This is a genomic window from uncultured Desulfobulbus sp., from assembly GCF_963662935.2.
GTDB lineage: Bacteria > Desulfobacterota > Desulfobulbia > Desulfobulbales > Desulfobulbaceae > Desulfobulbus.
Genome location: NZ_CAXXTL010000001.1, coordinates 1,028,436 through 1,050,743 on the forward strand (window position 1 = coordinate 1,028,436; position 22,308 = coordinate 1,050,743).

The 22,308-nt window shown below is 50.3% G+C and carries 27 protein-coding genes and 1 pseudogene; 10 read left to right on the forward strand and 18 right to left on the reverse strand.

Features of this window, described 5'->3' with window-relative positions; genetic code table 11:
• Nucleotides 1-91: 91 nt before the first annotated feature.
• The 9 genes from ACHZCX_RS04490 to ACHZCX_RS04530 all read left to right on the forward strand — a co-directional run bounded on the left by ACHZCX_RS04490 (nt 92) and on the right by ACHZCX_RS04530 (nt 6,006).
• Nucleotides 92-538, forward strand: a complete 447-nt coding sequence (locus tag ACHZCX_RS04490) for an arsenate reductase ArsC (RefSeq protein WP_319586026.1) — start codon at nt 92-94, stop codon at nt 536-538.
• Nucleotides 539-759: 221 nt separating this feature from the next.
• Nucleotides 760-1,209, forward strand: coding sequence for a hypothetical protein (locus ACHZCX_RS04495; protein ID WP_319586027.1), 450 nt, complete (start codon nt 760-762; stop codon nt 1,207-1,209).
• A complete protein-coding gene (locus ACHZCX_RS04500; protein WP_319586028.1) occupies nt 1,206-1,622 on the forward strand; it encodes a putative zinc-binding protein in 417 nt (138 codons plus the stop codon). Before ACHZCX_RS04495 ends, ACHZCX_RS04500 begins: the two co-directional genes overlap by 4 nt.
• Nucleotides 1,619-2,029, forward strand: a complete 411-nt coding sequence (locus tag ACHZCX_RS04505) for a putative zinc-binding protein (RefSeq protein ID WP_319586029.1) — start codon at nt 1,619-1,621, stop codon at nt 2,027-2,029. Before ACHZCX_RS04500 ends, ACHZCX_RS04505 begins: the two co-directional genes overlap by 4 nt.
• A gap of 36 nt (nt 2,030-2,065) precedes the next feature.
• Nucleotides 2,066-2,488 (forward strand): OsmC family protein, encoded by a 423-nt coding sequence (locus tag ACHZCX_RS04510; protein ID WP_319586030.1) that lies wholly within the window; start codon nt 2,066-2,068, stop codon nt 2,486-2,488.
• Nucleotides 2,489-2,502: 14 nt separating this feature from the next.
• Complete coding sequence (gene lpdA / locus ACHZCX_RS04515) at nt 2,503-3,912, forward strand: dihydrolipoyl dehydrogenase (protein WP_319586031.1); 1,410 nt, start codon at nt 2,503-2,505, stop codon at nt 3,910-3,912.
• On the forward strand, nt 3,905-4,783 hold the full coding sequence (gene lipA / locus ACHZCX_RS04520; RefSeq protein WP_319586032.1) for a lipoyl synthase: 879 nt from the start codon (nt 3,905-3,907) through the stop codon (nt 4,781-4,783). The genes lpdA and lipA overlap by 8 nt, the downstream gene beginning before the upstream one ends.
• Nucleotides 4,780-5,559, forward strand: coding sequence for a lipoate--protein ligase family protein (locus ACHZCX_RS04525; protein WP_319586033.1), 780 nt, complete (start codon nt 4,780-4,782; stop codon nt 5,557-5,559). Before lipA ends, ACHZCX_RS04525 begins: the two co-directional genes overlap by 4 nt.
• 72 nt (nt 5,560-5,631) lie before the next feature.
• Entirely contained in the window at nt 5,632-6,006 is a 375-nt protein-coding gene (locus ACHZCX_RS04530; protein ID WP_319586034.1) for a ZIP family metal transporter, read from the forward strand.
• Nucleotides 6,007-6,518: 512 nt separating this feature from the next.
• Here ACHZCX_RS04530 and arsA read toward each other — a convergent pair.
• The 18 genes and pseudogenes from arsA to ACHZCX_RS04620 all read right to left on the reverse strand — a co-directional run.
• Nucleotides 6,519-8,300, reverse strand: coding sequence for an arsenical pump-driving ATPase (gene arsA / locus ACHZCX_RS04535; protein ID WP_319586035.1), 1,782 nt, complete (start codon nt 8,298-8,300; stop codon nt 6,519-6,521).
• Between the two features lie 854 nt (nt 8,301-9,154).
• Nucleotides 9,155-10,033, reverse strand: a complete 879-nt coding sequence (locus ACHZCX_RS04540) for a F0F1 ATP synthase subunit gamma (protein WP_319586036.1) — start codon at nt 10,031-10,033, stop codon at nt 9,155-9,157.
• 4 nt (nt 10,034-10,037) lie between these two features.
• Nucleotides 10,038-11,549, reverse strand: a complete 1,512-nt coding sequence (locus ACHZCX_RS04545) for an alternate F1F0 ATPase, F1 subunit alpha (protein WP_319586037.1) — start codon at nt 11,547-11,549, stop codon at nt 10,038-10,040.
• Complete coding sequence (locus ACHZCX_RS04550) at nt 11,542-12,327, reverse strand: hypothetical protein (protein WP_319586038.1); 786 nt, start codon at nt 12,325-12,327, stop codon at nt 11,542-11,544. Before ACHZCX_RS04550 ends, ACHZCX_RS04545 begins: the two co-directional genes overlap by 8 nt.
• A 3-nt stretch (nt 12,328-12,330) precedes the next feature.
• Nucleotides 12,331-12,609: a F0F1 ATP synthase subunit C gene (locus ACHZCX_RS04555; RefSeq protein WP_319586039.1), complete on the reverse strand. Its 279-nt coding sequence runs from the start codon at nt 12,607-12,609 to the stop codon at nt 12,331-12,333.
• Between the two features lie 9 nt (nt 12,610-12,618).
• Nucleotides 12,619-13,314, reverse strand: a complete 696-nt coding sequence (locus tag ACHZCX_RS04560) for a F0F1 ATP synthase subunit A (protein WP_319586040.1) — start codon at nt 13,312-13,314, stop codon at nt 12,619-12,621.
• The gene (locus ACHZCX_RS04565) at nt 13,311-13,619 is read right to left on the reverse strand and encodes an ATP synthase subunit I (protein WP_319586041.1); all 309 of its coding nucleotides are present in this window, start codon (nt 13,617-13,619) and stop codon (nt 13,311-13,313) included. The genes ACHZCX_RS04560 and ACHZCX_RS04565 overlap by 4 nt, the downstream gene beginning before the upstream one ends.
• 14 nt (nt 13,620-13,633) lie before the next feature.
• Entirely contained in the window at nt 13,634-13,945 is a 312-nt protein-coding gene (locus ACHZCX_RS04570) for an AtpZ/AtpI family protein (protein ID WP_319586042.1), read from the reverse strand.
• Nucleotides 13,942-14,337 carry a F0F1 ATP synthase subunit epsilon gene (locus tag ACHZCX_RS04575; protein ID WP_319586043.1) on the reverse strand — a complete coding sequence of 132 codons (396 nt, stop codon included), beginning with the start codon at nt 14,335-14,337 and terminating at the stop codon, nt 13,942-13,944. Before ACHZCX_RS04575 ends, ACHZCX_RS04570 begins: the two co-directional genes overlap by 4 nt.
• Nucleotides 14,334-15,722 carry a F0F1 ATP synthase subunit beta gene (gene atpD, locus ACHZCX_RS04580; RefSeq protein ID WP_319586044.1) on the reverse strand — a complete coding sequence of 463 codons (1,389 nt, stop codon included), beginning with the start codon at nt 15,720-15,722 and terminating at the stop codon, nt 14,334-14,336. Before atpD ends, ACHZCX_RS04575 begins: the two co-directional genes overlap by 4 nt.
• 50 nt (nt 15,723-15,772) lie before the next feature.
• A complete protein-coding gene (locus ACHZCX_RS04585; RefSeq protein WP_319586063.1) occupies nt 15,773-16,015 on the reverse strand; it encodes a hypothetical protein in 243 nt (80 codons plus the stop codon).
• 289 nt (nt 16,016-16,304) lie between these two features.
• A protein-coding gene (locus ACHZCX_RS04590) for an IS3 family transposase (protein ID WP_319585211.1) occupies nt 16,305-17,452 on the reverse strand; the annotation gives its coding sequence in 2 pieces (ribosomal slippage) (nt 16,305-17,194 and nt 17,194-17,452; 1,149 coding nt in all).
• A gap of 66 nt (nt 17,453-17,518) precedes the next feature.
• The gene (locus ACHZCX_RS04595; protein WP_319586045.1) at nt 17,519-17,890 is read right to left on the reverse strand and encodes a rhodanese-like domain-containing protein; all 372 of its coding nucleotides are present in this window, start codon (nt 17,888-17,890) and stop codon (nt 17,519-17,521) included.
• Between the two features lie 90 nt (nt 17,891-17,980).
• On the reverse strand, nt 17,981-18,442 hold the full coding sequence (locus tag ACHZCX_RS04600; protein ID WP_319586046.1) for a rhodanese-like domain-containing protein: 462 nt from the start codon (nt 18,440-18,442) through the stop codon (nt 17,981-17,983).
• A gap of 92 nt (nt 18,443-18,534) precedes the next feature.
• Complete coding sequence (locus ACHZCX_RS04605; protein ID WP_319585350.1) at nt 18,535-19,476, reverse strand: IS3 family transposase; 942 nt, start codon at nt 19,474-19,476, stop codon at nt 18,535-18,537.
• A gap of 74 nt (nt 19,477-19,550) precedes the next feature.
• Entirely contained in the window at nt 19,551-19,877 is a 327-nt protein-coding gene (locus tag ACHZCX_RS04610) for a transposase (RefSeq protein ID WP_319585208.1), read from the reverse strand.
• Nucleotides 19,878-20,135: 258 nt separating this feature from the next.
• Nucleotides 20,136-20,666 carry a universal stress protein gene (locus ACHZCX_RS04615; RefSeq protein WP_319586061.1) on the reverse strand — a complete coding sequence of 177 codons (531 nt, stop codon included), beginning with the start codon at nt 20,664-20,666 and terminating at the stop codon, nt 20,136-20,138.
• A pseudogene (locus ACHZCX_RS04620) lies at nt 20,666-20,803 on the reverse strand (universal stress protein); the annotation flags it as partial. The pseudogene ACHZCX_RS04620 and the gene ACHZCX_RS04615, both read right to left, overlap by 1 nt.
• Before the next feature lie 125 nt (nt 20,804-20,928).
• On the opposite strand from ACHZCX_RS04620, the gene ACHZCX_RS04625 reads away from it, so the two are divergent.
• Nucleotides 20,929-22,076 (forward strand): IS3 family transposase gene (locus tag ACHZCX_RS04625; RefSeq protein ID WP_319585211.1). Its coding sequence is split into 2 segments (ribosomal slippage): nt 20,929-21,187 and nt 21,187-22,076, totalling 1,149 coding nucleotides; the frame shifts between segments, so codons are not numbered across the junction.
• The last annotated feature ends 232 nt before the right edge of the window (nt 22,077-22,308 follow it).

Genomic DNA, 22,308 nt, shown 5'->3' on the forward strand with positions numbered 1-22,308 from the left:
CGCCCTGCCGTTATGATGCGGTGATTAGGGCGCAAGTCAAAAGAAAGTTAGAGGGCGTTGATTGCAAAATATGATGAAAAAGGATGTTCCTATGAGCATATCGAATTCAGCAGAATCGAGAACCACCGTTCTTTTTCTCTGCACCGGCAATTCCTGCCGCAGTCAAATCGCTGAAGGCTGGGCGCGACACTTGCGAGCGGATGTCATCGAGCCGTATTCGGCCGGCATCGAGAAACACGGGCTGAACCATTACGCAGTCCGAGTTATGGCCGAGGCCGGGGTCGATATCTCAGGCCAGCACTCCAAACTGGTGGAAGAACTACCGGTCACGACCTTCGATTATGTCATCACTCTTTGCGGTCATGCTCATGAAACTTGTCCCTATTTTCCGGGACGAACGATCCACCAGGGCTTTCCCGATCCTCCCGAAATGGTGAAGGCAGCAACTTCAGAAGAGGAGATTCTTCATGCCTACCGCACGGTTCGCGATCAGATCCGACAATTTGTTGAATCTTTGCCCGATGCCCTTCCTCAATAAACTGTGATCGAGCGTCACTTTAACGTTCTTGATTAGTTATTCGCTAATGAGCGAGTATCGATTACACATTTCATTTGTATTCGACAAGACAGTTGATTCTTTATTCCGATAAGCCTGATTTCTGCCCATACGAAAGTTTTCCCCAAACCAACCGAGAAGTTCTACAGATTTCATCAAGTTGCAGATGACAACGTACTGAAGTCAAAAGGAGGATTAAAACGATGAGCGAATTTCTGGAAACAACACACGACAAATTTGTTTTCAAGGTAAAGACTGGGATTCTGTACAGCAAAGACGATTTTTGGGTTGAGGTACAAGGTGACCAAGCGGTCATCGGCGTTACAGATTTCCTGCAAAAAGTCAGAGGGGATGTGGCATTTCTCGAAACTGTCGCTGTGAATTCGGTCATCCAGCAAGGCGAAGAAGCAGGGAAGATAGAAACCATCAAAGCCACGTTTGGAATCATTTCACCGGTCTCCGGTACGATTGTGGAAATCAACCCGGAGATGGAGTCCAGCCCCTTCCTTATCAATCAAGAACCTTACGGTGCTGGATGGATCTACCGCATCCAGTTGACTGATTGGGCGGGTGATCAGGCATCTCTTCTGCAGCCCCAGCCCTATTTCGAATTGATGAAGGAAAAAATTATCCTGGAGACAGAGGGAAAATGAAAACACCGACCGGTAAAGTCGTGGTGCTCCCGTGCAGCGGGATCGGCAAGGTGTATGGTGCGCTGGCCCGTGAGATTGCCTATGAACTGGCGGAACGGGTTCGTCCTGACGTAGTTTTGCTTACCTGCCTTCCACTCGTTGTGGTTGGAGACGAACAGGCAAAGCAACTGGTAACGGAGAATCCGGTCATCACTATCGACGGCTGCCCGATGAACTGTGCACACAAGAGCGTCGAATTACAAGGGGTTGAAGTCGCACTATCACGTCAGGCTATCAGTTTTTACGTTGCCCACAAGGATCTCAAGCCTGATGGGGTTGCCGAGTTGGATGAAACGGGCCGAAAGCTAGCTGCTCTTGCTGCGGATGAATTGGCCTTGGCCGTGGATACTCTAGCAGGCAAGGAGGGCATATGATTGAGTTAGCCATGATCAAGGTAGGTATTGTTTCGTGCAGCGGCGAGGAAATTCCTGAGGGGACCATTTCGCGTCTGGCCTGCAGGAAAGTTCTAGATGAGCTCAGGCCGGGCAAAACGGTCACCATCTGCCTGCCGTTGTTTATTGCTGGAGGTCAAGAAGAGCGTAACTTTACCGCCAAGTTCCCCACTATCACCGTGGATGGCTGTGCAAAGCGTTGTGCTCAAAGGAGTACCGAAACCTTGTCCGGAACCCCTGCGAAATCTCTCGTTATTTCGGAAATTTTGGCGGCAAGGAAAATTGAGCCACCTGCTCACAGGCGGAATCTTACCCAGCATGAAAGAACAGTTGTCCAAGTGATATCGGAAGAGATCGCAGCAGCAGTAGATGAGGTGCTGGCAAGATAGACAGAGAGTTTCACATGCTACTGAGGGGAGTAACTAATGGCATTCTATACCAATAAAGTGGAATGGCGCGGTGACCATCGTGGCCATACGTGGTGTCAAAACGGTACGGAAATGGAATTTTCCGCTCCACCAGATCTTCATGGACTACCCGATGTCATGACACCGGAAGACGCGTTCGTGATAGCCGGTAATACCTGCTATCACATGATGGTCCTCTGGGCCATGGAACGATTCAAGGTTAATTTGATTTCCTATCAATGCGAAGCAATCGGCGAAGTGGAAGAATATATCGACAAGACCTCCTGGTTCAAGACGCTTACGCTCAATCCTGTTCTTGTGGTCAAGGGAGGCTCTGCCGAAGTGGTCAAGCGGGCTCTAGACCTGGCTTTGAAGTATTCGACCATCTGCCAATCGTTAAAGAGTGAGGTCATCATCAATCCGACCATTACTGTTCAGTAAGGAAGGGGGAAGCCATGCCAGATCCGTATGATATCGTTTTTCTCGGAGGAGGTCCGGCTGGCTATCAGGGTGCCATAAGGGCTGCCCAGCTCGGAGCGAAGGTTGCCGTTGTGGAACGGGAGTTTCTTGGAGGAGTTTGCCTTAACTGGGGGTGTATACCGACCAAAACTGTCCGGGCCTCTGCCGAAATGGGTCGGATGATGAGCCGTGCCAAGGAATTTGGCTTCAGCCCGGTAGAGGCGAAACCTGATATAGCTGCGATAATCGCCCGCAAGGAACGTGTAGTTAACAGCCTGCGCGGGAGTATCGCGCGACTGTTCCTAGCGCGTAAAGTTGTTCTCCTTGAGGGGGAAGGAGTAATGCTCTCCCCGCATTGCATCGAGGTCAGACTCAAAGACGGAACGCAGAAGATTGAGGCGAAAAAGATTGTCATTGCCACGGGATCCCGACCGACGCGGCTTGCACTGTTTCCCCAAAGCCCACGCATATTCACTCCTGATGAACTTCTGAAGAACCCTGTCCTGCCGGTTCACATGGTTGTAGTTGGCGGGGGGGCCGTAGGCGTGGAAATGGCTGCCATCTTCCGCGAATTGGGGTCCCAGATCACCATTATTGAAGCGCAAGAGAGGCTTCTTCCACAGGAGGATGGTGATATCGTCTCCACTCTCCAGAGTATATTGACCCGACGCAAGATAAAGGTGATGTGTGGTGTCGCAGTCAAAACGGTAATGGAGATCGATGGTGCCTATCAGGTTCTGCTTTCCAACGGGTCTGAACTGGTAGCTGACACGATTCTAGTGGCGGTGGGTCGCCAACGCAATACTGAAAAAATTGGACTGGAAAAATTAGGGGTCGAAATGGACCACGGTCGCATTGTGGTCAACGAATACCTGCAGACTTCAGTCCCTGATCTGTTTGCCGCCGGTGATGTGATCGGTGACTGGATGCTGGCTCACGTGGCTTTTGCCGAGGGAATTTGCGCTGCCGAAAATGCCTTGGGACAGGGTTTAGATCCGGGAACTCCCATGGATTACCGGGTAGTTCCTCGATGCGTGTTCAGTCTCCCCGAATATGCCGCTGTTGGGCTTTCGGAAGAACAGGCAGCGGCCAGCCATCCGGTTAAGGTTGCGAAGTTCCCTTTCAAGGCACTGGGTATGGCTCAGGCGATGGGTGAGCTGGAAGGGATGGTCAAAATTATATGCCACGCTCAAACCGACGAGATACTTGGTGCCCACATTTTGGGGGCCCATGCAGCAGAATGTGTTGCGGAGGTATCCCTTGCCATGAAGGCGGGGCTGCCGTCCCGCATGGTGATGAACACTATCCACACGCATCCGACCCTTACAGAAGCGGTGCAGGAGGTAGCTCAAGCGCTCCATGGCCAGGCGATCCATATGCCACCGGAGGCGCAATTCAATGAGTGAGGCGGTGCCGACATGGCTCATGGAAGAAGTGCGCGCAGCAAAAAAGGGAGCTGGGCATAATCACATCCAGCGGACGCGACAACAGTTAACTGACCTGAAGCTATCCACGGTCTGCGAGAGTGCTAGGTGCCCAAATCGCGGAGAATGCTTTTCGAACGGTACCGCAACTTTCCTAATTCTGGGAGATCGCTGCACCCGACGCTGTACCTTTTGCGCCGTCCAGCATGGCAATGTGCCAAATCCTCCTGACGATGATGAGCCGTTGCGGCTGGCCCGGGCTGTTTCCCAATTAGGAATCAATCACGTGGTGATCACCTCTGTAACCCGCGATGACCTGGCAGATGGTGGCGCGCTCCAGTATGTGCGAGTGATCGATTCGCTGCGCAGGAGCAGCCCCGATGTAACTATCGAGCTATTAGTTCCAGACTTCCATGGGAATGAATCGGCTTTGGGGAAAGTGCTGAAGGCTGGCCCTGACGTTCTTGCGCACAACGTAGAGACGGTGCCTCGATTGTATAATACGGTCCGGAGTGGCGCAAGTTATGTACGTTCTTTGAAACTGCTGCGAACTTCTAAGCGCCTAGCACCAGACATCATCACCAAATCGGGTCTTATGCTTGGCCTGGGCGAGCTTCCCGATGAGATAGACACCGTGCTGGCTGATCTGGCTGACGTCCAGTGTGACGTACTGACCATCGGTCAATATCTGGCTCCATCCCTTGGCCACGCACCTGTGGTTCGTTACATTTCCCGGGACGAGTTTGAACAGTGGAGAGGGAAAGCCCTTGAATTGGGTTTCAGACAGGCAGTGGCCGGCCCATTGGTACGAAGCTCTTACAATGCTTCACAGTTTTTCGGGCAACTGACGTGAACATCTGGCGCTTGCTGGATACAGGAGCCTTGCCGGCTCGGCTGAATATGGGAATTGATCTGGCTTTGCTTGAAATGCATGCCCGTGGGGTTTCCCCACCGACGCTTCGCTTCTATCAGTGGAATCCTCCAGCTGTCTCTCTTGGGTATTTTCAGCGCCGCCACTCCATAGATCTCGCAGCGTGTAGCCAGTTAGGATTGGATGTAGTCAAAAGACCTACTGGCGGCCGAGCAGTACTCCACGAGAATGACCTCACCTACAGCGTGATCGCTGGTGTGACGGAAGGCATCCCCGTCAAACTCAAAGATGCATATAAACTTCTTGGAGAGGGCCTCGTCCACGGATTTCGCCTGCTCGGCTTGGACACAGTTCGTGCAGCAGATCACCTCTCCGCACCAGAAACCGATATCTGTTTCATGCGGTACGCTGAGGGCGATATTCTTTACGAAGGCAAGAAATTTGTTGGAAGTGCTCTGACATTGAAAGGATCTTCAATGCTTCAGCACGGATCCCTGGTTCTTGAATCGCAACGGGAGAGATGGACCAGTCTTATGATTTTGCAGGGTCATTCGAATGAAGGGCTTAATCAACACCTTGAATCACGAACCACCTCACTGGGAGAAATATTGGGTAGAAGGATCAATCCGAATGAGGTGAAAACCGCGCTGACCGCCGGCCTAGCGATGTCTCTTAATGCTGAATTTCAGGCGGGAGACCTTACCTATGATGAGTTGGCGCTCGCTCAGGAAATTGCCAGTAACCAATCGGTTCGTTAGACATTCATTTGTGTTTTCGTCAGGCAGGCATTGTATCAACCTGCTAAATGATGCAGCCAATGGAATTTGCAAATGACCGTTATCGTGAACATAACCCTGGCGACACTGGCTGTAAGTCTCATCTCACTAGCAGGAGTCTGCCTGATTCGGGTAAGCGAAGCGACCTTGGAATGGCTCCTTGAGTATCTTGTGAGTTTCGCAGTTGGAGGACTTCTCGGCGGCGCCTTCCTGCATCTTTTTCCTGAGGCTGTTGAATCCGGCAACACTTATCTCTTCTCCTATTCACTCGCCGGGATCATTTTCTTCTTTCTGATGGAGAGGTTTCTTCGCTGGCGCCACTGCCACCTGGGGCGATGTGAAGCCCACTCATTCACATATATCAGCCTGATCGGCGATGGAAATCAGGCAAAATCACTGGGATTTCAAATCGTTCCGTGCGAAGGCTAGCTTTTTGTTATTTGGAAGCATAGCTTCAAGCAGGCCGGCACGGTTACTTGCAGTTTTGGCATTGCCCAGTTTTAACCGGACAATACAACAGACCCTATCATCAAGCGTGCCGACGATGCCATGTATACTGCAAAAAGGAAGGGGAAAAATTTAGCCGAAAGCAGCTGTGATTTTTAGCAAAAAAAGATTGTTTTTGATGGTTGTGCGTTCGCTGACTGGAGTTGTAGAATTGAAACCTGATGGCTTTGATTGAATGGTGATCCCTGCAACCTGTTGTTACCCCTTATGCGTTTCCCCTCTCAGCAAAGCTGGAGGTATGTCTGGAACCTACAAACCCAGTCCAAATCTTGTATTTTACCGGTCTGTTGTTGGAATCAATTGGAACTGGCTAAGGTCGCCCTACTCGAACTGCCCCTGAAGTTGGATCAAAGTCGTTTTGGCACCGCAAATGGTGGCCGGCGAAGTCCAGTCAATGGACTGAGCAATAGACGTTACCTGTCAAGGAGAGCCGGTTAGGAAGGGTTTGCCCCGTATCGCGCCAACGAGAGTAGCCGCTCAGGACCCACAGGCTCTTTGGCCATCCATGGGACGATTGCGAGCCGACGGGCATGGCGAGCTCGCACTACGTCGATCTGCTCGATCTCTGCGGAAACGCGCTGCGCCAGGCACGGATCTCTCGTTCCGGAGGCAGAAAGACTGCTGTTGATGACCCACGCGAACGGCTTTACCCCGGCGCGATTGAGGTCGGCTTGTAGCCGCGCCGCCTCCGAGACTGGGGTAGTCTCAGCAAGCGTCACCAGAAGTACCTTCGTATACTCTGGATCCCTCAGCTTCATCATCGGTGTAACAATACGTGCCGAGGTATTCGAGGCGGCCATGTTGCCGACCGCCTGCCGGTGGTATGCACCGGTGGCATCGAGAAGGAGCAGGGTGTGTCCGGTCGGCGCGGTGTCGAGAATGACAAATGTCGAGCGGGCTTGCATTACGAGACGAGAAAAGGCCGCGAAGACGGCGATCTCCTCGTAACAGGGCGAACGGAGGTCTTCGGCTAAGAGTGCTCGCTCGTCCTCATCCAGTCGTGCTCCACGAGTCTCCATCACTTGATCCACGTAGGCCTTAGTTTCGACAGCGGGGTCGATCCTGCTGACCGAGAGATTTTCCACTCTCCCTTCGAGGGTCGTAGCAAGATGAGCAGCTGGATCGGTTGTACTGAGATGGACTTTTTCACCACGAGATGCGAGTTCCACGGCAATGGCCGCCGCAATCGTGGTCTTGCCAACACCGCCCTTTCCCATAACCATCACTAACCCCTTACCATACTGCACAATCTCGTCTATGAGGCCAGAAAGCCGAGGATAACCAGTTTGCTGGACCGGAGATACGGAGGGATGTGTAAGTTCAGCCGCCTTGGTGTCGTCCAGTAGAGCCCGGAGCGCCGGCAGCCCGACCATATTGAACGGGCGAAGAGGAATGCGCATCTGGGTGAGGCCCTTTAAGCGATCGGGCATCTCCATAAGCGCAATCCGACCGCGCTGCTCGAGAGCGGTAGCAGTCCGGTCGGTCGGATCCACCGCTGTAAACATGGCGTTAATGACAAGCTGCTGGTTGTGGAGGCCAATCTCAGCAAGTTCCGTAGAAGAACGGGCAATTTCCCGCAGTGCTGCACGATCCGGCCTCGTTACAAGCACAATGATCGTTCGCTCCGGATCACTGAGGGCCGAAAATGCGGCAGAAAATCTTGCTTCCTCCATCTTTAACCCGGAATGTGGCCCAAGGCAGGATGCGCCCCGAGTAGTCGACTGGAGGAAAGTGGTCCAAGCACTGGGCAACTGAAGAAGCCGCAAAGTGTGTCCAGTAGGTGCGGTGTCGAACAAAACGTGATCATAGGGCACCTCCTTTTGACTACCGGCCAGGAGTTCGGCAAACTCATCAAAGGCGGCTATTTCCACCGTGCAGGCACCGGCAAGTTGCTCTTGCAGTTCAGCGATCTGTGATTCTGTCCAGATGGCACGGTAGGGTGCAATTACACGCTCTCGATAGTTGGTGGCAGCCAGTTCGGGATCGATATTGAGCGCGGAGAGCCGATCAACGCCAGGCACGGCCGTCGCTTGAAGAGAAAGTTGGACTCCGAGCATTTCATCGAGGTTTGAGGCAGGATCTGTACTGACGAGGAGGATACGTTTGCCCATTTCAGCAAGGCGGATCGCAGAAGCGCAGGCAAGGGCAGTTTTGCCTACACCACCTTTTCCCGTAAAAAAAAGGTAACGACTTGGTTGCTTAAGAAAGTTTTTCATATTCTCTCCAGGCCTTGCGCACTGTGATCATTTTCTTGTATGCCCTACCTCAGGATAATATTTTTTTATACAATCCGGACAGATACCATAGGCTGAGTCGGATTTTGCCCGTTCCTGAATATATCGTTCGATATCTTGCCAAAATTCCGGATCAACCCTGATCTTCTTACAGGAGGGGCACACTGGCAAAATGCTTTCCAAGTAAATCACCCGCGAGAGCAGTTTATAGGAATGACGGATTATCATTGCTCCAATAATGGAAATGATAATGCTTTCAAAAAAGGACTCCCTCCAGTTGATCGGCGTTGCTGGCCCCCCAAAAAAGACTTAGGGGATGTCAAGGATTTCATCGAGCCAGGTGATTGCAATGATAAAAAAAAATAGCTGCAGCCTCATACCAGCTGACTCTTTTGGCAATCATATTCGTTCCAGACTGTTGCATGGAAGCGCCCCATCCTGCTTATAAATTATTTTTTTAAAATCATATAATTATATGAGAATCCCCTTAGGGCCCTGCCGCTTTCGTTGATTATTTTGGCTCACCTCTAATGATGATTTTTTAAGATTTGTACCGCAAAAAGTGTAGCCTCCAACCTGATCAACACAGCATTCTTCCATTAGAAAACCCTTTATGACGTCAAACACTTCATACTACGCGATACAATAAAGTATCCTTCCTTCCCGCACCTGCCGGAGAAGCCCCACAGAAACCAGTGCAGCAATGTGATTTTGAAGGTCATTCTGGGTATTGCGATTATTGCCGACTATCTGTTCCAATTCGTTTTGTGAAGAAGAATTGCGGGCTAGCCACACGGTCCGTGACCAACGGATTTGCCGCGTCACGGACTCTTGCTCTATTGTGCGAGCGCCTCAAACCCAGAGATAATATCAAGCAACTCTCCGGTGATGCTGTTTTGCCTGCTTTGACGGTATTCCATGGTCAAGTTTTCTGAAACTTCATCTATTTTTTTTACTGCCGCATGCATTGCCGCCAGGCGGCTGGCATTTTCTCCGGCCATAGAAAGGGCTATTGATCTGAAAATATTCACGTAAATGTATTCCCGCACTAAGGCCTGCACCATCTGCTCGTGGGAAATATTGTACATTGGTATTGACCGTGATGGCCATTCTCTGGCATCGACAAGAAAATCATCAAAATGGACAGGGAGCAATCGGACCTTTTGCTGGATATAGGTCGTGGAAGTTGATGGTCTGTTGAATAGAAGCAAGACCTCCTCAACATCTTTTGCCTCTTTTATTCGCTCGATTTCCAGCAGTAAATACTGAACCAGGGGATTGACGCCTGCAAGGGATGATGGCAACGGAAAGGAAGCTACTATTTTCCTCTGATACTTGTTCAGGCCGGTTGCGACCTGCCCGCCGACGGTGATGACATGGCTGCCGATGCCTTGCGTTTCCAGATTGATAACACTCAGGGCATACTGGATGATTTCTTCATTGAACTGGCCAGCAAATCCGTAATCGGTCCCGATGACAACGACGAGGAGAGAACCTTTCTTGCGATGAGAATGTTTTTGCGTGCTCTTCGCTCCATTCTGCCTGAGAACAATCTGAAGCCCCAATTCAACAGTATGATGATAGTCCTTCAGGGACTCAACTGCCCGTTCGTATTGCCGCAAATTGGCTGCTGCCATGGCTTTCATGGTCCGCACAATAGATTGCAGGTCTTCGACGCTCTTTATTTTGCGAACCAGACTCTCCAGCGTGGCCACGTTGTCACTCCCTAACCGTTTTCACAACCCGCTGGATGCTCTCCGCTAAGAGTCGCATATCGTCCTCACTCAGTGTTTTTCCACTGAGAATCTGTTGTTCCAAAGTGGGCAGGTCATTTAAGACCACCTGTTGCAGACGTTCTTCCACATCAGCAATTTCCAGGATCTCAAAGCTATCCAAATATCCACGGGTGGCGGCCATCAAGATGATGATCTGTTCCGTCGTTGTGAGCGGCTTGTATTGAGGCTGTTTGAGGACTTCTCGAATTCTGCGGCCCCGTTCAATGGTCTTCAGCGTTTCATGATCCAGTCGTGTACTGAAACGGGCAAAGCTCTCCAGTTCTTCAAATTGGGAATAGGCAAGCCGCAAATCACCGGTAATCATTCGATAGGCCGGCAATTGGGTTTTGCCGCCTACCCGGGAAACGGATTTGCCAATATCGACCGCAGGTAGATTCCCTTTTTGAAAAAATTCAGGGGAGAGATAGATCTGGCCATCGGTGATCGAGATAAGATTGGTGGGAATATAATCTGCCATGTTCTGCGCTTGGGTTTCCAGGATGGGCATGGCTGTCAGGGAGCCGCCGCCCAATTCGGGGCGCAGATGGGTGGAGCGTTCCAGCAGTCTCGAATGGATATAGAAAATGTCGCCGGGATAGGCTTCACGGCCAGGTGGACGTCTCAATAGAAGGGAAAGTTCACGGTAGGCCCGAGCATGGCGGGTCAGGTCATCATAGACGACGAGCACATTGCGACCTAGCCGCATGAAATATTCGGCGATACTCGTTGCGGCGTAAGGAGCGATGAATTGCAGGCCTGGAGATTCGTCCCCACCAGCGACCAGCACGATGCTGTGCTCCATGGCCCCATGGCGTCGCAGGGCAGCTATCAGTTGGGCGACGGCGGAACCCCGCTGGCCGATGGCGCAGTACACGCACACCACATCCTTGCCACGCTGATTGATAATGGTGTCCAGGGCAATAGCGGTTTTACCCGTCTGCCGGTCGCCCAGAATCAACTCCCGCTGCCCCTTGCCGATGGGAACCAGGGCATCGATCACCTTGAATCCAGTTTCTAACGGTGTGATCACAGGTGCCCGATCCATGATAGACGGTGAATCTTGTTCAACGGGGTAGCGCTCGGTGGAAAGAATGCCCCCTGCGCCGTCCAATGGTTCCCCCGTGGCGCTCATAACGCGCCCTAGTAAGCCGTCACCTACAGGAATATCGACCACCCGACCTGTGCCGTAGACCTTGGAGCCCGCCGCAATATTTGCATAATCTCCTAAGACGATGACGCCAATTTCTTGCGGATCGATATTGAAAGCGATTCCATGGACACCACCTTGAAACACCAGCAACTCTTGCGATTTGACACAGGGGAGTCCTTCCACCCTGGCAATACCGCTGCCCACATACACCACATAACCGACCTCCGTGGCCCGCAAGTCGGCCTTTTTTTCATGAGCAAGCGCCTCAAAGGTCCGGGACATATCGTGAAGAATGGTTTTAATCATGCCCTTGCTCCGGAGGCGGGGAAGCCCTCTCTATATATCGCTGCAGAGATTGCTCAAGATCATGCATGTACTCCTCAATACTCCAACCAAAATGATAGCCGCTGACATCGAGTTCAATGCCGGCCATTGACCGATCGGAAACCACAAACTCTATCGGAGTTGTTATCTGCAATTCATGCAAAAACACATCGGCAAGCTGCTCTTTTTGTGTGTTTTCCAGTTCGAAAGAACTGTGCACCCGTGCTGGTGCGGCATCTCGTTCGGTCCCCTCCCGAATTTGCTGGCGCTGTTCCTGCGATACGTCGTGCAACTTTTTCATGAACACCGCTAAAATAGCCTTCTCCAGATCAGTGTCCGCAAGATCGTGCAAAACCGTGCGAGCCAGTTGACAGGCTTCTTGCCCGATCAAGACACGTCCCTGCTGCAGAAAGGCGGATTGCTCCCGTTGCATCGAACGAATCCAGCCCTGCTTGATGCGTTCTACTTCCTCCTTGGCTTTCTCCAAAAACTTCTGACGTTCCTCCTCCGCTGAGGCTTTTGTATTGCTGAAGATCTGATGTTTTTCATTTTCCAGATCAGCGGTCAAAGTTGTATATGCTTGCGTAATCTCCTCTGCCTCCGCGCTTTTCTTATTTGCCGCTTCCTGAAGCTCTGCCAGATGTTTTTGACGTTTATCCATTGCTTGGAGGATAGGGCCGTACAAAAAACGTTTCAGCAGCCAAACCAGAATGAGGAAATTGATTATCTGGGCAATAACGATTATCCAGTTTACAGACATAAATCATTTCCCCGCATGATTAATAGCAAAATTCCAAAAGGGATTAGCAAAAATCAAAATGAGTGAAACAACAAAACAGTAAATAGCAATTGATTCAATCATGGCTAGGCCGACAAATAAAGTCCGAGTGATTGTATTAGCTTCATCTGGTTGCTGTGCGATGGCGCTGAGGGCCTGGGAAACTGCCTTGGCTTCGCCCAGCGCCGGCCCGATACTCCCGAGAGCTATGGTTAACCCAGAAACAACGATTGAGCTGACAGCAATGATTGCAACGATATCCATGAGACTTTCCTATGCTGAAGGTGATTGTTGATCGTTTCGTTTTGCGGATTTACTGGCTGAAGCGATATAGACCATGGCGAGGATGGAAAAAATATAGGCTTGGATCACTCCTGTTAATAGGCCTAAGAGGTGCATGACTAAGGGGAAGAAGAGGGGGACAACCACTAGAAGGATGGCAACAATTACCGTGCCGCTCATCATGTTGCCGTATAGCCTGACGGCTAAGGCCAGAGTTCTAGTAATTTCCCCAAGAATGTTAAAGGGCAGCATGATGAAGGTCGGTTTGATATAGGCTTGGAGATAACCACGCCAACCTTTGCTTGAAACTCCAAAAACAGGTACAGCAATGAAGACGCAGATTGCTAGCGCTGCAGTGGTCGAGAAAGAACCGGTTGGTGGAGAGAAGCCTGGAATCACGCTCAGGACATTAGCGGTCAGAATAAATAAAAACAGGGTACCGATAAAAGGAATGTAATGGAGGGCTTCCTGATTGCTGACCTCTTTAATTTGCTCCTGTATCGCCGAGACAGTTATTTCCAAGAAATTTTGCCAAGGCGGTATGGGGAGGTCACTGGTTATGTTACGCGTAACCAGCCAGGAAAAGATAACCAGCACGCCCATAACCACCCAGGTGAAAAAGAGAGTTTCGCTCACCGGCAGCTGGCCGAGAGAAAAGAGAATTGCTTCATCAGGATTGATGTTCATTTAGGCACCTCCTGTCGCAACTTGGGTGCTACCCAGCATCTGACCAGGAACCGAGCCAGCAGCATACCCAACAGGGCAATAATCGCACGAAGCCAGATTCCCTGCATCAGCCAGTACAGGCAGACCAGGGTTACCCCCATTCTCCCGACAAAACTTAAAATAAGTTTCAATGCGGGCGGCATGAAGGGCTGAGTTCGCGTTTGTTTTCCTGGTTGCTTTGCCAATGAGCGTGTGGATAGCCACAACCCGCCGAAATAAAATAACCCTAGGGCTATCCCAGCGATAAATACCGTAGCGTATTCCATGGTCAAGGTCTCCCTCAGTCGTCCTGTCCTGTCTTTTTTACCCAATACCAGCTATTGAGGCAGCCAACCATCAAGCCGGCAAGGAGCAGCATCAAGGTCCAGGAATAGGAGCTGGGCCAATGCCGATCGATCCAAATTCCCAAAGCCACTCCCAACAAAGTCGGAATGGAGACCGACCACCCCACCAAGCCTAACATGCCCATGCCGTACCAAATACCTTTACTCTTCTCCTGTTGCGCCTTGAGACGCCGTCTGGCTGCCCGGTCAATCTTGAGACTGTGTGCCGGCCCTGTATCGTGTTCTGGAATCTTGTCGGAATCCTTCATCTGGCCCTCTCCCCCAGTTCCATGAACCGTCGAATGGTATCCGCCTCAAGTTTTTTCAAGGCAGCGCGACTTGCCTCTTCCTGTTTCATCAAATGGATAAATTGACTGTCCACCGCTTTTCTCAGGTCTTCCAGGGTATCGCCCCTGACCGCATCTCGGACGGAGATGAGTACCTCCTTGCCGATTTTTACTAAAATGCCTTCACTCACCGCACAGTAGGTGACTTCGCCATCTACGCTTTCCAAGGTCAAAATCCCGGGAACCAGGGCATTGGTATAATCAATATGGCGCGGCAACAGGCAAAAAGAACCGTTAAGGCCTTCCGCGACCATTTTATGCACCTTTTGCTCCAAAAAGACCGAGGAAGGCAGCAAAATTTTAACGTGCATCATCCCCTGGCCTCCATTGTGACACATTTATGTTCATCGACTGTGCCTATCATATAAACATATTTTTCCGGACAGTTGGCAAACTCATCACTTAAAATTCGCTCACAACCGGAGATTGTATCTTCCAAGGCCACCATTTTTCCCGGTAAGCCGGTAAAATGTTCGGTGGTGTAAAAAGGCTGAGTCAAAAAACGCTCCAGTCGACGGGCGCGTTGCACGACATTTCGGTCTTCTTGCGAGAGCTCCTCCAGCCCCAGCATGGCGATAATGTCTTTAAGGTCCTCGTAGATGGCCAGGGTCTTTTTGATTTCTTGCGCTACCTGGTAGTGGCGTATGCCGACAATCTGTGGCGACAGCATTTTCGACGACGACCGCAGCAGATCGATAGCCGGATAAAAACCCTCGCTGGCCCTTTTGCGGGAAAGGACAATAGTTGCCGACAGATGGGCAAAGGTGTGGGTGGCGGCGGGATCGGTAAAATCGTCCGCTGGAACATACACCGCCTGAATGGAGGTAATCGCGCCATTGACGGTATTGCAGATCCGTTCTTCCAGCTCGGCAAGTTCGGAGGCCAGAGTGGGTTGATACCCGACCCGGGACGGGAGTCGCCCCATCAGCCCTGATATCTCCAATCCTGCCTGGATAAAGCGGAAGATGTTGTCAATCAGCAGGAGGACGTCACGTTTTTGCACGTCGCGAAAATATTCGGCCATGGTCAGGGCAGAATGGCCAACACGAAACCGGGCGCCGGGGGCCTCGTTCATTTGCCCGAACACCATGACGGTTTTGTCCAAAACCCCAGCCTTTTCAATCTCCCGGTAAATTTCCTCGGCCTCCCGGGAGCGTTCACCAATACCGCAAAAGATGCTGATCCCCTCGTATTGGCCGACGATATTATTGATCAATTCGGTGATGAGCACGGTTTTCCCGACGCCGGCACCGCCAAAGAGTCCCGCTTTCCCTCCCCGCTCCAGGGGGACCAGAAGATCCAAGGCCTTGATCCCGGTCTGCATGACCTGTGATTGCGTACCGCGTTCGGCCAGGGTAACGGGTGGTTGATGGATGGAACGCCATTCTCCGCCCACAATGGGCGCCCCGCCATCAATCGTCTCCCCAAAGACGTTGAAAACTCTCCCCAGCAGACGATTACCGACCGGAACCTCGATGGTTGTGCCGGTATCTAGAACAGAGGTGTTGCGTTCCAATCCCTGGGTATTATTCAGTGCGATACAGCGAACAGTGTTGTCTTGAAGATGGGCTTGTACTTCTAAAACGATAGAGTGACGGGGGCCGGCTGTCAGTCGGCTGTTTATGACTGGAAGGCGGCCAGGGAAGCGGACATCGATAACGCTTCCCCGGATGGAAAGGATTGTCCCTTGGCTCAGCATGATTTTTTCCTTTTTGGGAACCTATTTATGCGGTACTCATAGGTTTTTACTCATTCGTCAAGTTTGTTCCCTGCCATGAAGCAGCCTTGAGGAAAACAGCTTTTGTCCTCTTGACTGGCAATACCTGGAAGATTTGCCAGCTCATGTTCATGAATTTTTTCCCGCAATCCGGTCCACCACCTGGCGGACATCAGCCAGGCATCAACGTCCCTTTGGATTTGTGTTGACGCAATTGCACCCACCCGCCCGCTTTTCCTGGATAATTCGTTCCAGAATTGTTGAACGGCCATCATGGGCAATATAATCGTTTTCTATGTCTCGCTTGGTGTACTTGAAACAATAGCAGACGGTATCCGCGTCTTTAATCGTATTGTTTGCCGAAAAAAGAAAAGCCTGTTTGTCCATTGCCGGTACTCCTGGTTGGTATTTGAAGTGTTCATGAACAATAGAGTCGCGCCGCTCAATCACAGTCTGGGTCAATAAGGAAGGTTACAGCATGTTCCATTCTGAGGTGGTCGGGGTTTGTGAGACATCCTGAGGTGTGAAATAAGCAATGTTGCTTTTATTATACAGTTACAGGCCTCAGGCTGCCTTGCTCAATTGTTCGATTCGTTTTGAATAAGCCTCATTTGGAGTCTGCTTGTCAAGTGACGAATGTTTTCTTTTCTCATTATACCAGCCGAACCAGGAAGTCAGATCCTTGACAAGCTCAGTTCCCGTTTCGTATGACTTCAGGTAGATCCTTTCGTATTTCAGGGTGCGCCAAAGTCGCTCGATAAAGATATTGTCCTTGAATCGTCCTTTGCCGTCCATGCTGATTTTGACGTTCCAGGCCTTGAGGACTGAGGTGAACGCTTCGCTGGTGAATTGGCACCCCTGATCAGTATTGAATATCTCAGGAGCGCCATATTTAAAGAGAGCCTCTTTCAAAGCCTCAACGCAAAATCTGGTGTCCAGAGTGTTGGATAGTCGCCAGGCGAGAACCTTTCTGGTGGCCCAATCCATGATCGCGATCAGGTACATGAAACCCCGAGCCATAGGGATGTAGGTGATGTCAGTCGCCCACACCTGATCGGGCCTGTCAATGGTCACTCCCCGGAGCAGATAGGGATAGACCGGATGCTTCGGCTGTCGCCTGCTGGTGCCCGGCTTGGGAGCTAAAGACTCGATGCCCATGACCCGCATTAAGCGACGGACACGACCTCTTCCCACCACGAGTTCGGGAGTTGTGAGGTGATCAGCAAAGGAACGGCTCCCCATCCAGGGGTGCTCAATATAGAGTTTGTCTATCCGGGCCATCAGTTCCAAATCACCAACACGTAGACCGAAGCCAAGGCCGCGGTAATAGTTGGAACGAGGCAGTCCGAAAAGCTGGCAGCAACGCTGAACAGAAACTTCAGGATGTCCCATAGCGATCACCTGTTGTTTCTGCGCCCGGCCAAGTTCAGACCGGGCAGATTGGCTAAAAAATCGTTCTCAACCTTGAGCTTGCCGATCTGACGGTGGAGCTCGGCCACTTCGGCCTCATGGTTGACTTCTTTCTTCTTGCCCTTGCCAAAAAGCTCAGAAGCGTTCTTGGTCAGATCCTGCTTCCAGCGGGTGATCTGGGTCGGGTGAACCCGGTACTCAGTAGCCAGTTCAGCCAGAGTCTTGGACTCCGACAGTGCGGCCAGGGCTACTGTGGCCTTAAATTCTGCGCTGTGACGTGGACGATGAGGTGGGTTTGACATTGAACTTCTCCTTGCAAAATAGGTTGGTTCATTGCTTATACACCTGTCTCAATAATCGGCACCTCTTCATTCTTCGTATCCATTTTTATACCAGTACATTTTAGCCATTATTCCCCATTGTTGCGCTTGCTTTATAGCATGATAGGCTCGCAGCATCCCGGTACAGTAGAAAACAACCACCATATTTTCGCCAATTGCTTGCAACAAATTTGCTTTGGTCATTTGGTTTGAAGGGTCGTTGGCAACAAAAAAGGGCAGATTGACTGCCCCTTCAATATGACCAAGAAAAAATTTGTATTCAGGCCGGTTACCAACAAACACAGCACCGCTCTGAAAAAAATGCTTTGTCTGTATTCTATCGATAACCTTGACATCGTCAGCATGACCTGGAAGTGCTGCAAGAAAGAGAAGGCCAAGGCAGGAGGTCATTCGCCACATAATGGTTCCTTTAAAAAAACCAAACGGGCCCATCGTGAGTATGCTCAAGTAGAGGGGCTCAACCGTTAGAAATTCCGAAAGTGAAAGGAGTTATTTTTTTATGGTATTGATAAAATCTTTTGCTTTATCACCTCTGAGATATTCAGCAAGACCGACAGCGCCGTCCACTAAATATTTCGATTGATATCCTTTTAAAGTCAGATAGGTTCGTGCAATTTCGGCTCTGTCATAATGCGGGCAAATTGTAACGATGATTTTGGTATTATCGAGTTCGCCCAGCCTTGCTGGGAGTTCGTTCAGAGGTATGTTCTTGATGAAGCCGAAGCTGTACGCCTGATATTCCTCCAGGAACCGGATGTCTATAATCTGAATTGTTCCCTGCTTGTACAGCTCAAGCATTTCAGGGATTTCAATTTTCATGTTTTTGCGTTCCTTAAAATCAAACGCCTTCAAATACTCGTCAAAGGAAACACTCTTTAAGTCCTGGGCATGCAGGTTGGTAGCCATCAAAAGTGTGATAAAAGACATTGCAATCATTCCAAATTTCTTCATAAAGTTCTCCTCGTTAAATTTTTCGGCTATTTCGGCTTTGTGGTTCAAACATGCAACCGTACTTTTGTTCCGCCTCAGTTGGAAATGGACATTCAAGCTGTTTGCATTAAGGGGTTATGGGGAGCCGTATTATCTCCCCTTGGGGTGATTGGCCCGTAGGCACGAAGTCGTTTTTTCTTTCTCAGTTCCCGGGCTTTTTCCAGTTTTTTGTCTCGCTCTTTGAATATTTCCTGTTCTCTGCCGTTCAATTTGTCCATCGGCGCGATATATCCGATGGCGCTGTGCAACCTGACGTTGTTGTAGTGATGGATAAACCCTTCAACCATTCTTCGGGCATCGTCAAGGGAAAGCGGGACACCGGGACGAATACATTCCCCCTTGATGGTTGCGTGGAACCGTTCCAATTTGCCGTTGGACTGCGGATAATATGGCGATGTCCGCACATGCGTCATTCCCGAGATACGGATGAATTCTTTGAAATCCTTGGCAATAAATTGTGGCCCGTTATCTGAAATGATCCTTGGCCGGGCTTCGGGAAAGTGCTCCTTGGCGCGTTGCAGGATGATCTCCACATCCATTTCCGTCATCTGTTCCCTGATCTCCCAGTGGACAATGAAACGACTGCATCCATCGAGAATGCTGCACAAATAATAAAATGTGCCGCAGATGTTGATATAAGAAATGTCCACATGCCAATGGTCATGGGGCCTGAGCGGTTGCACAAAGCCGGTGCCCTTGAGGCTTTTCTTCCGGTTCCATTTCTGCAGCAACCCTGCCTGGCCTAGAACTCGCCAGGTGCTGCTGGGGCTGACGGCAACGATGTCCTGATCCAGTAGCATAAACGTCAACCGCCGATACCCCTCAAGGGGATTGTTGACAGCAAAATTGACGATCGCTGCCCGTTCCCAAGGTTCAAGCCAGAAATCCCGGGGGATCAGCCCATTATGTTCGTTGGCCTTGCCGTACCGCTTGATCCATGCATAAAACTTGCTCCTGGAAACGGCCAGCCAAGCGATGATCTCTTGCAGGGCCACTTCAGCTTTCTTGCTCCAATGCTTGCTGAAATCAACAACGGTATCACGTGTATCATGAGGAACCCAGCTACCATTCAGAGCTCCCCAAGTTCTTTTTTTAACTGGATATGCTCCTCCAGCAACTCGGAAAGAACTTCATGTTTCCGACGCAATTTATCTTCAAGCTGATGGATTCGTTGTTCTTGTACCTTCTTGGAGTCTTTGTTTTCTAGGGCAAAAGCAGCAGCTCCCTTTTCGAAAAACTGCTTTTGCCAACCGTAGAATGTATTCGGCTGCAGTTGGTATTCATCGCAGAGATCCGATACCGTTTCCCGGCCAACCAGGTGGCGCTTGAGGATGATTACCTTCTCTTCAGGGCTGTAGTTGTGACGTTTCTTTCGCATGGACTTTCCTCCGTTCATAATGGTTTATCATGAACAGCTCAAAAGTCCTATTCCCGTTGAACCAAGACACTTTTATGATGCCGAGCACAACGCATCGTGCGTATGACCATCTTTGTGCAGCACTTCCTGTACGGGTGCATTGCACTGCACTTTGTTTTACATTCATCAATGAATATCCGCCTGACCGTAAGCAGTTGAACGTAAATCAGGTAGCGATTGAGGGAACTGTGATAGTGGCAAGCTCAGAGACTGGTTTTTTAAAATTTTCAGCATGAGTTATTGTTGCAACAATTTTGGATCGCTTTGTTGAGGAGGAATAAATAACACTCCAACTTCTGAGTGACGTGAAACACCGTAGCTGACACTCCCCAGGAGTATCTCTCCTAGCAGCCCACGGGAGTGCGTTGCCATAACCACAAGCTCAACCTCACGTTCTTGAATCAATCGTAAAATTTCTATTATAGGCGTGCCTGCGCATACCTCGACGGTAATATCAGCTTTGCCGCACTGCTGTAAAAGGTCTTTCATCCGCTGTAGACGGAATTTGTCAGCGTCATGACCTTCGCCTGATCGGAAACACTGTTTCTGGTCGAGGGGATGCTTCTTCCGAACGTGAAGAAGTGTTACGCGCTTGGCGCCATTGGCAACCAGTTTCTCAACATATGGAAAAGCATGGTTTGAATTATCTGAAAAATCAGTAGGGTACAGAACATGTTCATTAAACTTGAAATGAGTTGGCCCGTATTCATTACATCCGGCCTTAGAGTTTATCCGCAGGAGCAAAACTGGCTTGCAGGCATGATGCATCACATCATTGCAACTCCACCTAGAAAGGTCTCGCCCAGCAAAGAATACTCTCGGGAACCGACCACAAAAAGATCATATTTTTCATCAATTGCTATTTGATTCAGTTCGTGTTTCGTGTCTCCTGAAACAATTCGAGTTTCAACAGCGAAGCGTTTTTCACCTCATTTCCTTTTGTTGCCTGGAGGAATCATTCTGAAGAGGTGCCGATTATTGAGACAGGTGTATAAGCAATGAACCAACCTATTTTGCAAGGAGAAGTTCAATGTCAAACCCACCTCATCGTCCACGTCACAGCGCAGAATTTAAGGCCACAGTAGCCCTGGCCGCACTGTCGGAGTCCAAGACTCTGGCTGAACTGGCTACTGAGTACCGGGTTCACCCGACCCAGATCACCCGCTGGAAGCAGGATCTGACCAAGAACGCTTCTGAGCTTTTTGGCAAGGGCAAGAAGAAAGAAGTCAACCATGAGGCCGAAGTGGCCGAGCTCCACCGTCAGATCGGCAAGCTCAAGGTTGAGAACGATTTTTTAGCCAATCTGCCCGGTCTGAACTTGGCCGGGCGCAGAAACAACAGGTGATCGCTATGGGACATCCTGAAGTTTCTGTTCAGCGTTGCTGCCAGCTTTTCGGACTGCCTCGTTCCAACTATTACCGCGGCCTTGGCTTCGGTCTACGTGTTGGTGATTTGGAACTGATGGCCCGGATAGACAAACTCTATATTGAGCACCCCTGGATGGGGAGCCGTTCCTTTGCTGATCACCTCACAACTCCCGAACTCGTGGTGGGAAGAGGTCGTGTCCGTCGCTTAATGCGGGTCATGGGCATCGAGTCTTTAGCTCCCAAGCCGGGCACCAGCAGGCGACAGCCGAAGCATCCGGTCTATCCCTATCTGCTCCGGGGAGTGACCATTGACAGGCCCGATCAGGTGTGGGCGACTGACATCACCTACATCCCTATGGCTCGGGGTTTCATGTACCTGATCGCGATCATGGATTGGGCCACCAGAAAGGTTCTCGCCTGGCGACTATCCAACACTCTGGACACCAGATTTTGCGTTGAGGCTTTGAAAGAGGCTCTCTTTAAATATGGCGCTCCTGAGATATTCAATACTGATCAGGGGTGCCAATTCACCAGCGAAGCGTTCACCTCAGTCCTCAAGGCCTGGAACGTCAAAATCAGCATGGACGGCAAAGGACGATTCAAGGACAATATCTTTATCGAGCGACTTTGGCGCACCCTGAAATACGAAAGGATCTACCTGAAGTCATACGAAACGGGAACTGAGCTTGTCAAGGATCTGACTTCCTGGTTCGGCTGGTATAATGAGAAAAGAAAACATTCGTCACTTGACAAGCAGACTCCAAATGAGGCTTATTCAAAACGAATCGAACAATTGAGCAAGGCAGCCTGAGGCCTGTAACTGTATAATAAAAGCAACATTGCTTATTTCACACCTCAGGATGTCTCACAAACCCCGACCACCTCATTCAACACATTGATATTATAAGATTATTCAACACATTGATATTATAAGATAACACCGCCGAATCAAATTCTTCAGGACTAAGACATTGCAACAGAAGACAGTTGCTAGCCCCATATTTTCTCAGGCCACCGAGACAATGAAGCATGGCAAATGATGC

Bases quoted from the DNA above. Each gene is read 5' to 3' on its own strand.
- ACHZCX_RS04490 (WP_319586026.1), top strand. From the start codon at position 92: ATGAGCATATCGAATTCAGCAGAATCGAGAACCACCGTTCTTTTTCTC.
- ACHZCX_RS04495 (WP_319586027.1), top strand. From the start codon at position 760: ATGAGCGAATTTCTGGAAACAACACACGACAAATTTGTTTTCAAGGTA.
- ACHZCX_RS04500 (WP_319586028.1), top strand. From the start codon at position 1,206: ATGAAAACACCGACCGGTAAAGTCGTGGTGCTCCCGTGCAGCGGGATC.
- ACHZCX_RS04505 (WP_319586029.1), top strand. From the start codon at position 1,619: ATGATTGAGTTAGCCATGATCAAGGTAGGTATTGTTTCGTGCAGCGGC.
- ACHZCX_RS04510 (WP_319586030.1), top strand. From the start codon at position 2,066: ATGGCATTCTATACCAATAAAGTGGAATGGCGCGGTGACCATCGTGGC.
- lpdA (WP_319586031.1), top strand. From the start codon at position 2,503: ATGCCAGATCCGTATGATATCGTTTTTCTCGGAGGAGGTCCGGCTGGC.
- lipA (WP_319586032.1), top strand. From the start codon at position 3,905: ATGAGTGAGGCGGTGCCGACATGGCTCATGGAAGAAGTGCGCGCAGCA.
- ACHZCX_RS04530 (WP_319586034.1), top strand. From the start codon at position 5,632: ATGACCGTTATCGTGAACATAACCCTGGCGACACTGGCTGTAAGTCTC.
- arsA (WP_319586035.1), bottom strand. From the start codon at position 8,300: ATGAAAAACTTTCTTAAGCAACCAAGTCGTTACCTTTTTTTTACGGGA.
- ACHZCX_RS04545 (WP_319586037.1), bottom strand. From the start codon at position 11,549: ATGATTAAAACCATTCTTCACGATATGTCCCGGACCTTTGAGGCGCTT.
- ACHZCX_RS04550 (WP_319586038.1), bottom strand. From the start codon at position 12,327: ATGTCTGTAAACTGGATAATCGTTATTGCCCAGATAATCAATTTCCTC.
- ACHZCX_RS04555 (WP_319586039.1), bottom strand. From the start codon at position 12,609: ATGGATATCGTTGCAATCATTGCTGTCAGCTCAATCGTTGTTTCTGGG.
- ACHZCX_RS04560 (WP_319586040.1), bottom strand. From the start codon at position 13,314: ATGAACATCAATCCTGATGAAGCAATTCTCTTTTCTCTCGGCCAGCTG.
- ACHZCX_RS04565 (WP_319586041.1), bottom strand. From the start codon at position 13,619: ATGGAATACGCTACGGTATTTATCGCTGGGATAGCCCTAGGGTTATTT.
- ACHZCX_RS04570 (WP_319586042.1), bottom strand. From the start codon at position 13,945: ATGAAGGATTCCGACAAGATTCCAGAACACGATACAGGGCCGGCACAC.
- ACHZCX_RS04575 (WP_319586043.1), bottom strand. From the start codon at position 14,337: ATGATGCACGTTAAAATTTTGCTGCCTTCCTCGGTCTTTTTGGAGCAA.
- atpD (WP_319586044.1), bottom strand. From the start codon at position 15,722: ATGCTGAGCCAAGGGACAATCCTTTCCATCCGGGGAAGCGTTATCGAT.
- ACHZCX_RS04585 (WP_319586063.1), bottom strand. From the start codon at position 16,015: ATGATGGCCGTTCAACAATTCTGGAACGAATTATCCAGGAAAAGCGGG.
- ACHZCX_RS04595 (WP_319586045.1), bottom strand. From the start codon at position 17,890: ATGTGGCGAATGACCTCCTGCCTTGGCCTTCTCTTTCTTGCAGCACTT.
- ACHZCX_RS04600 (WP_319586046.1), bottom strand. From the start codon at position 18,442: ATGAAGAAATTTGGAATGATTGCAATGTCTTTTATCACACTTTTGATG.
- ACHZCX_RS04610 (WP_319585208.1), bottom strand. From the start codon at position 19,877: ATGAACGGAGGAAAGTCCATGCGAAAGAAACGTCACAACTACAGCCCT.
- ACHZCX_RS04615 (WP_319586061.1), bottom strand. From the start codon at position 20,666: ATGCATCATGCCTGCAAGCCAGTTTTGCTCCTGCGGATAAACTCTAAG.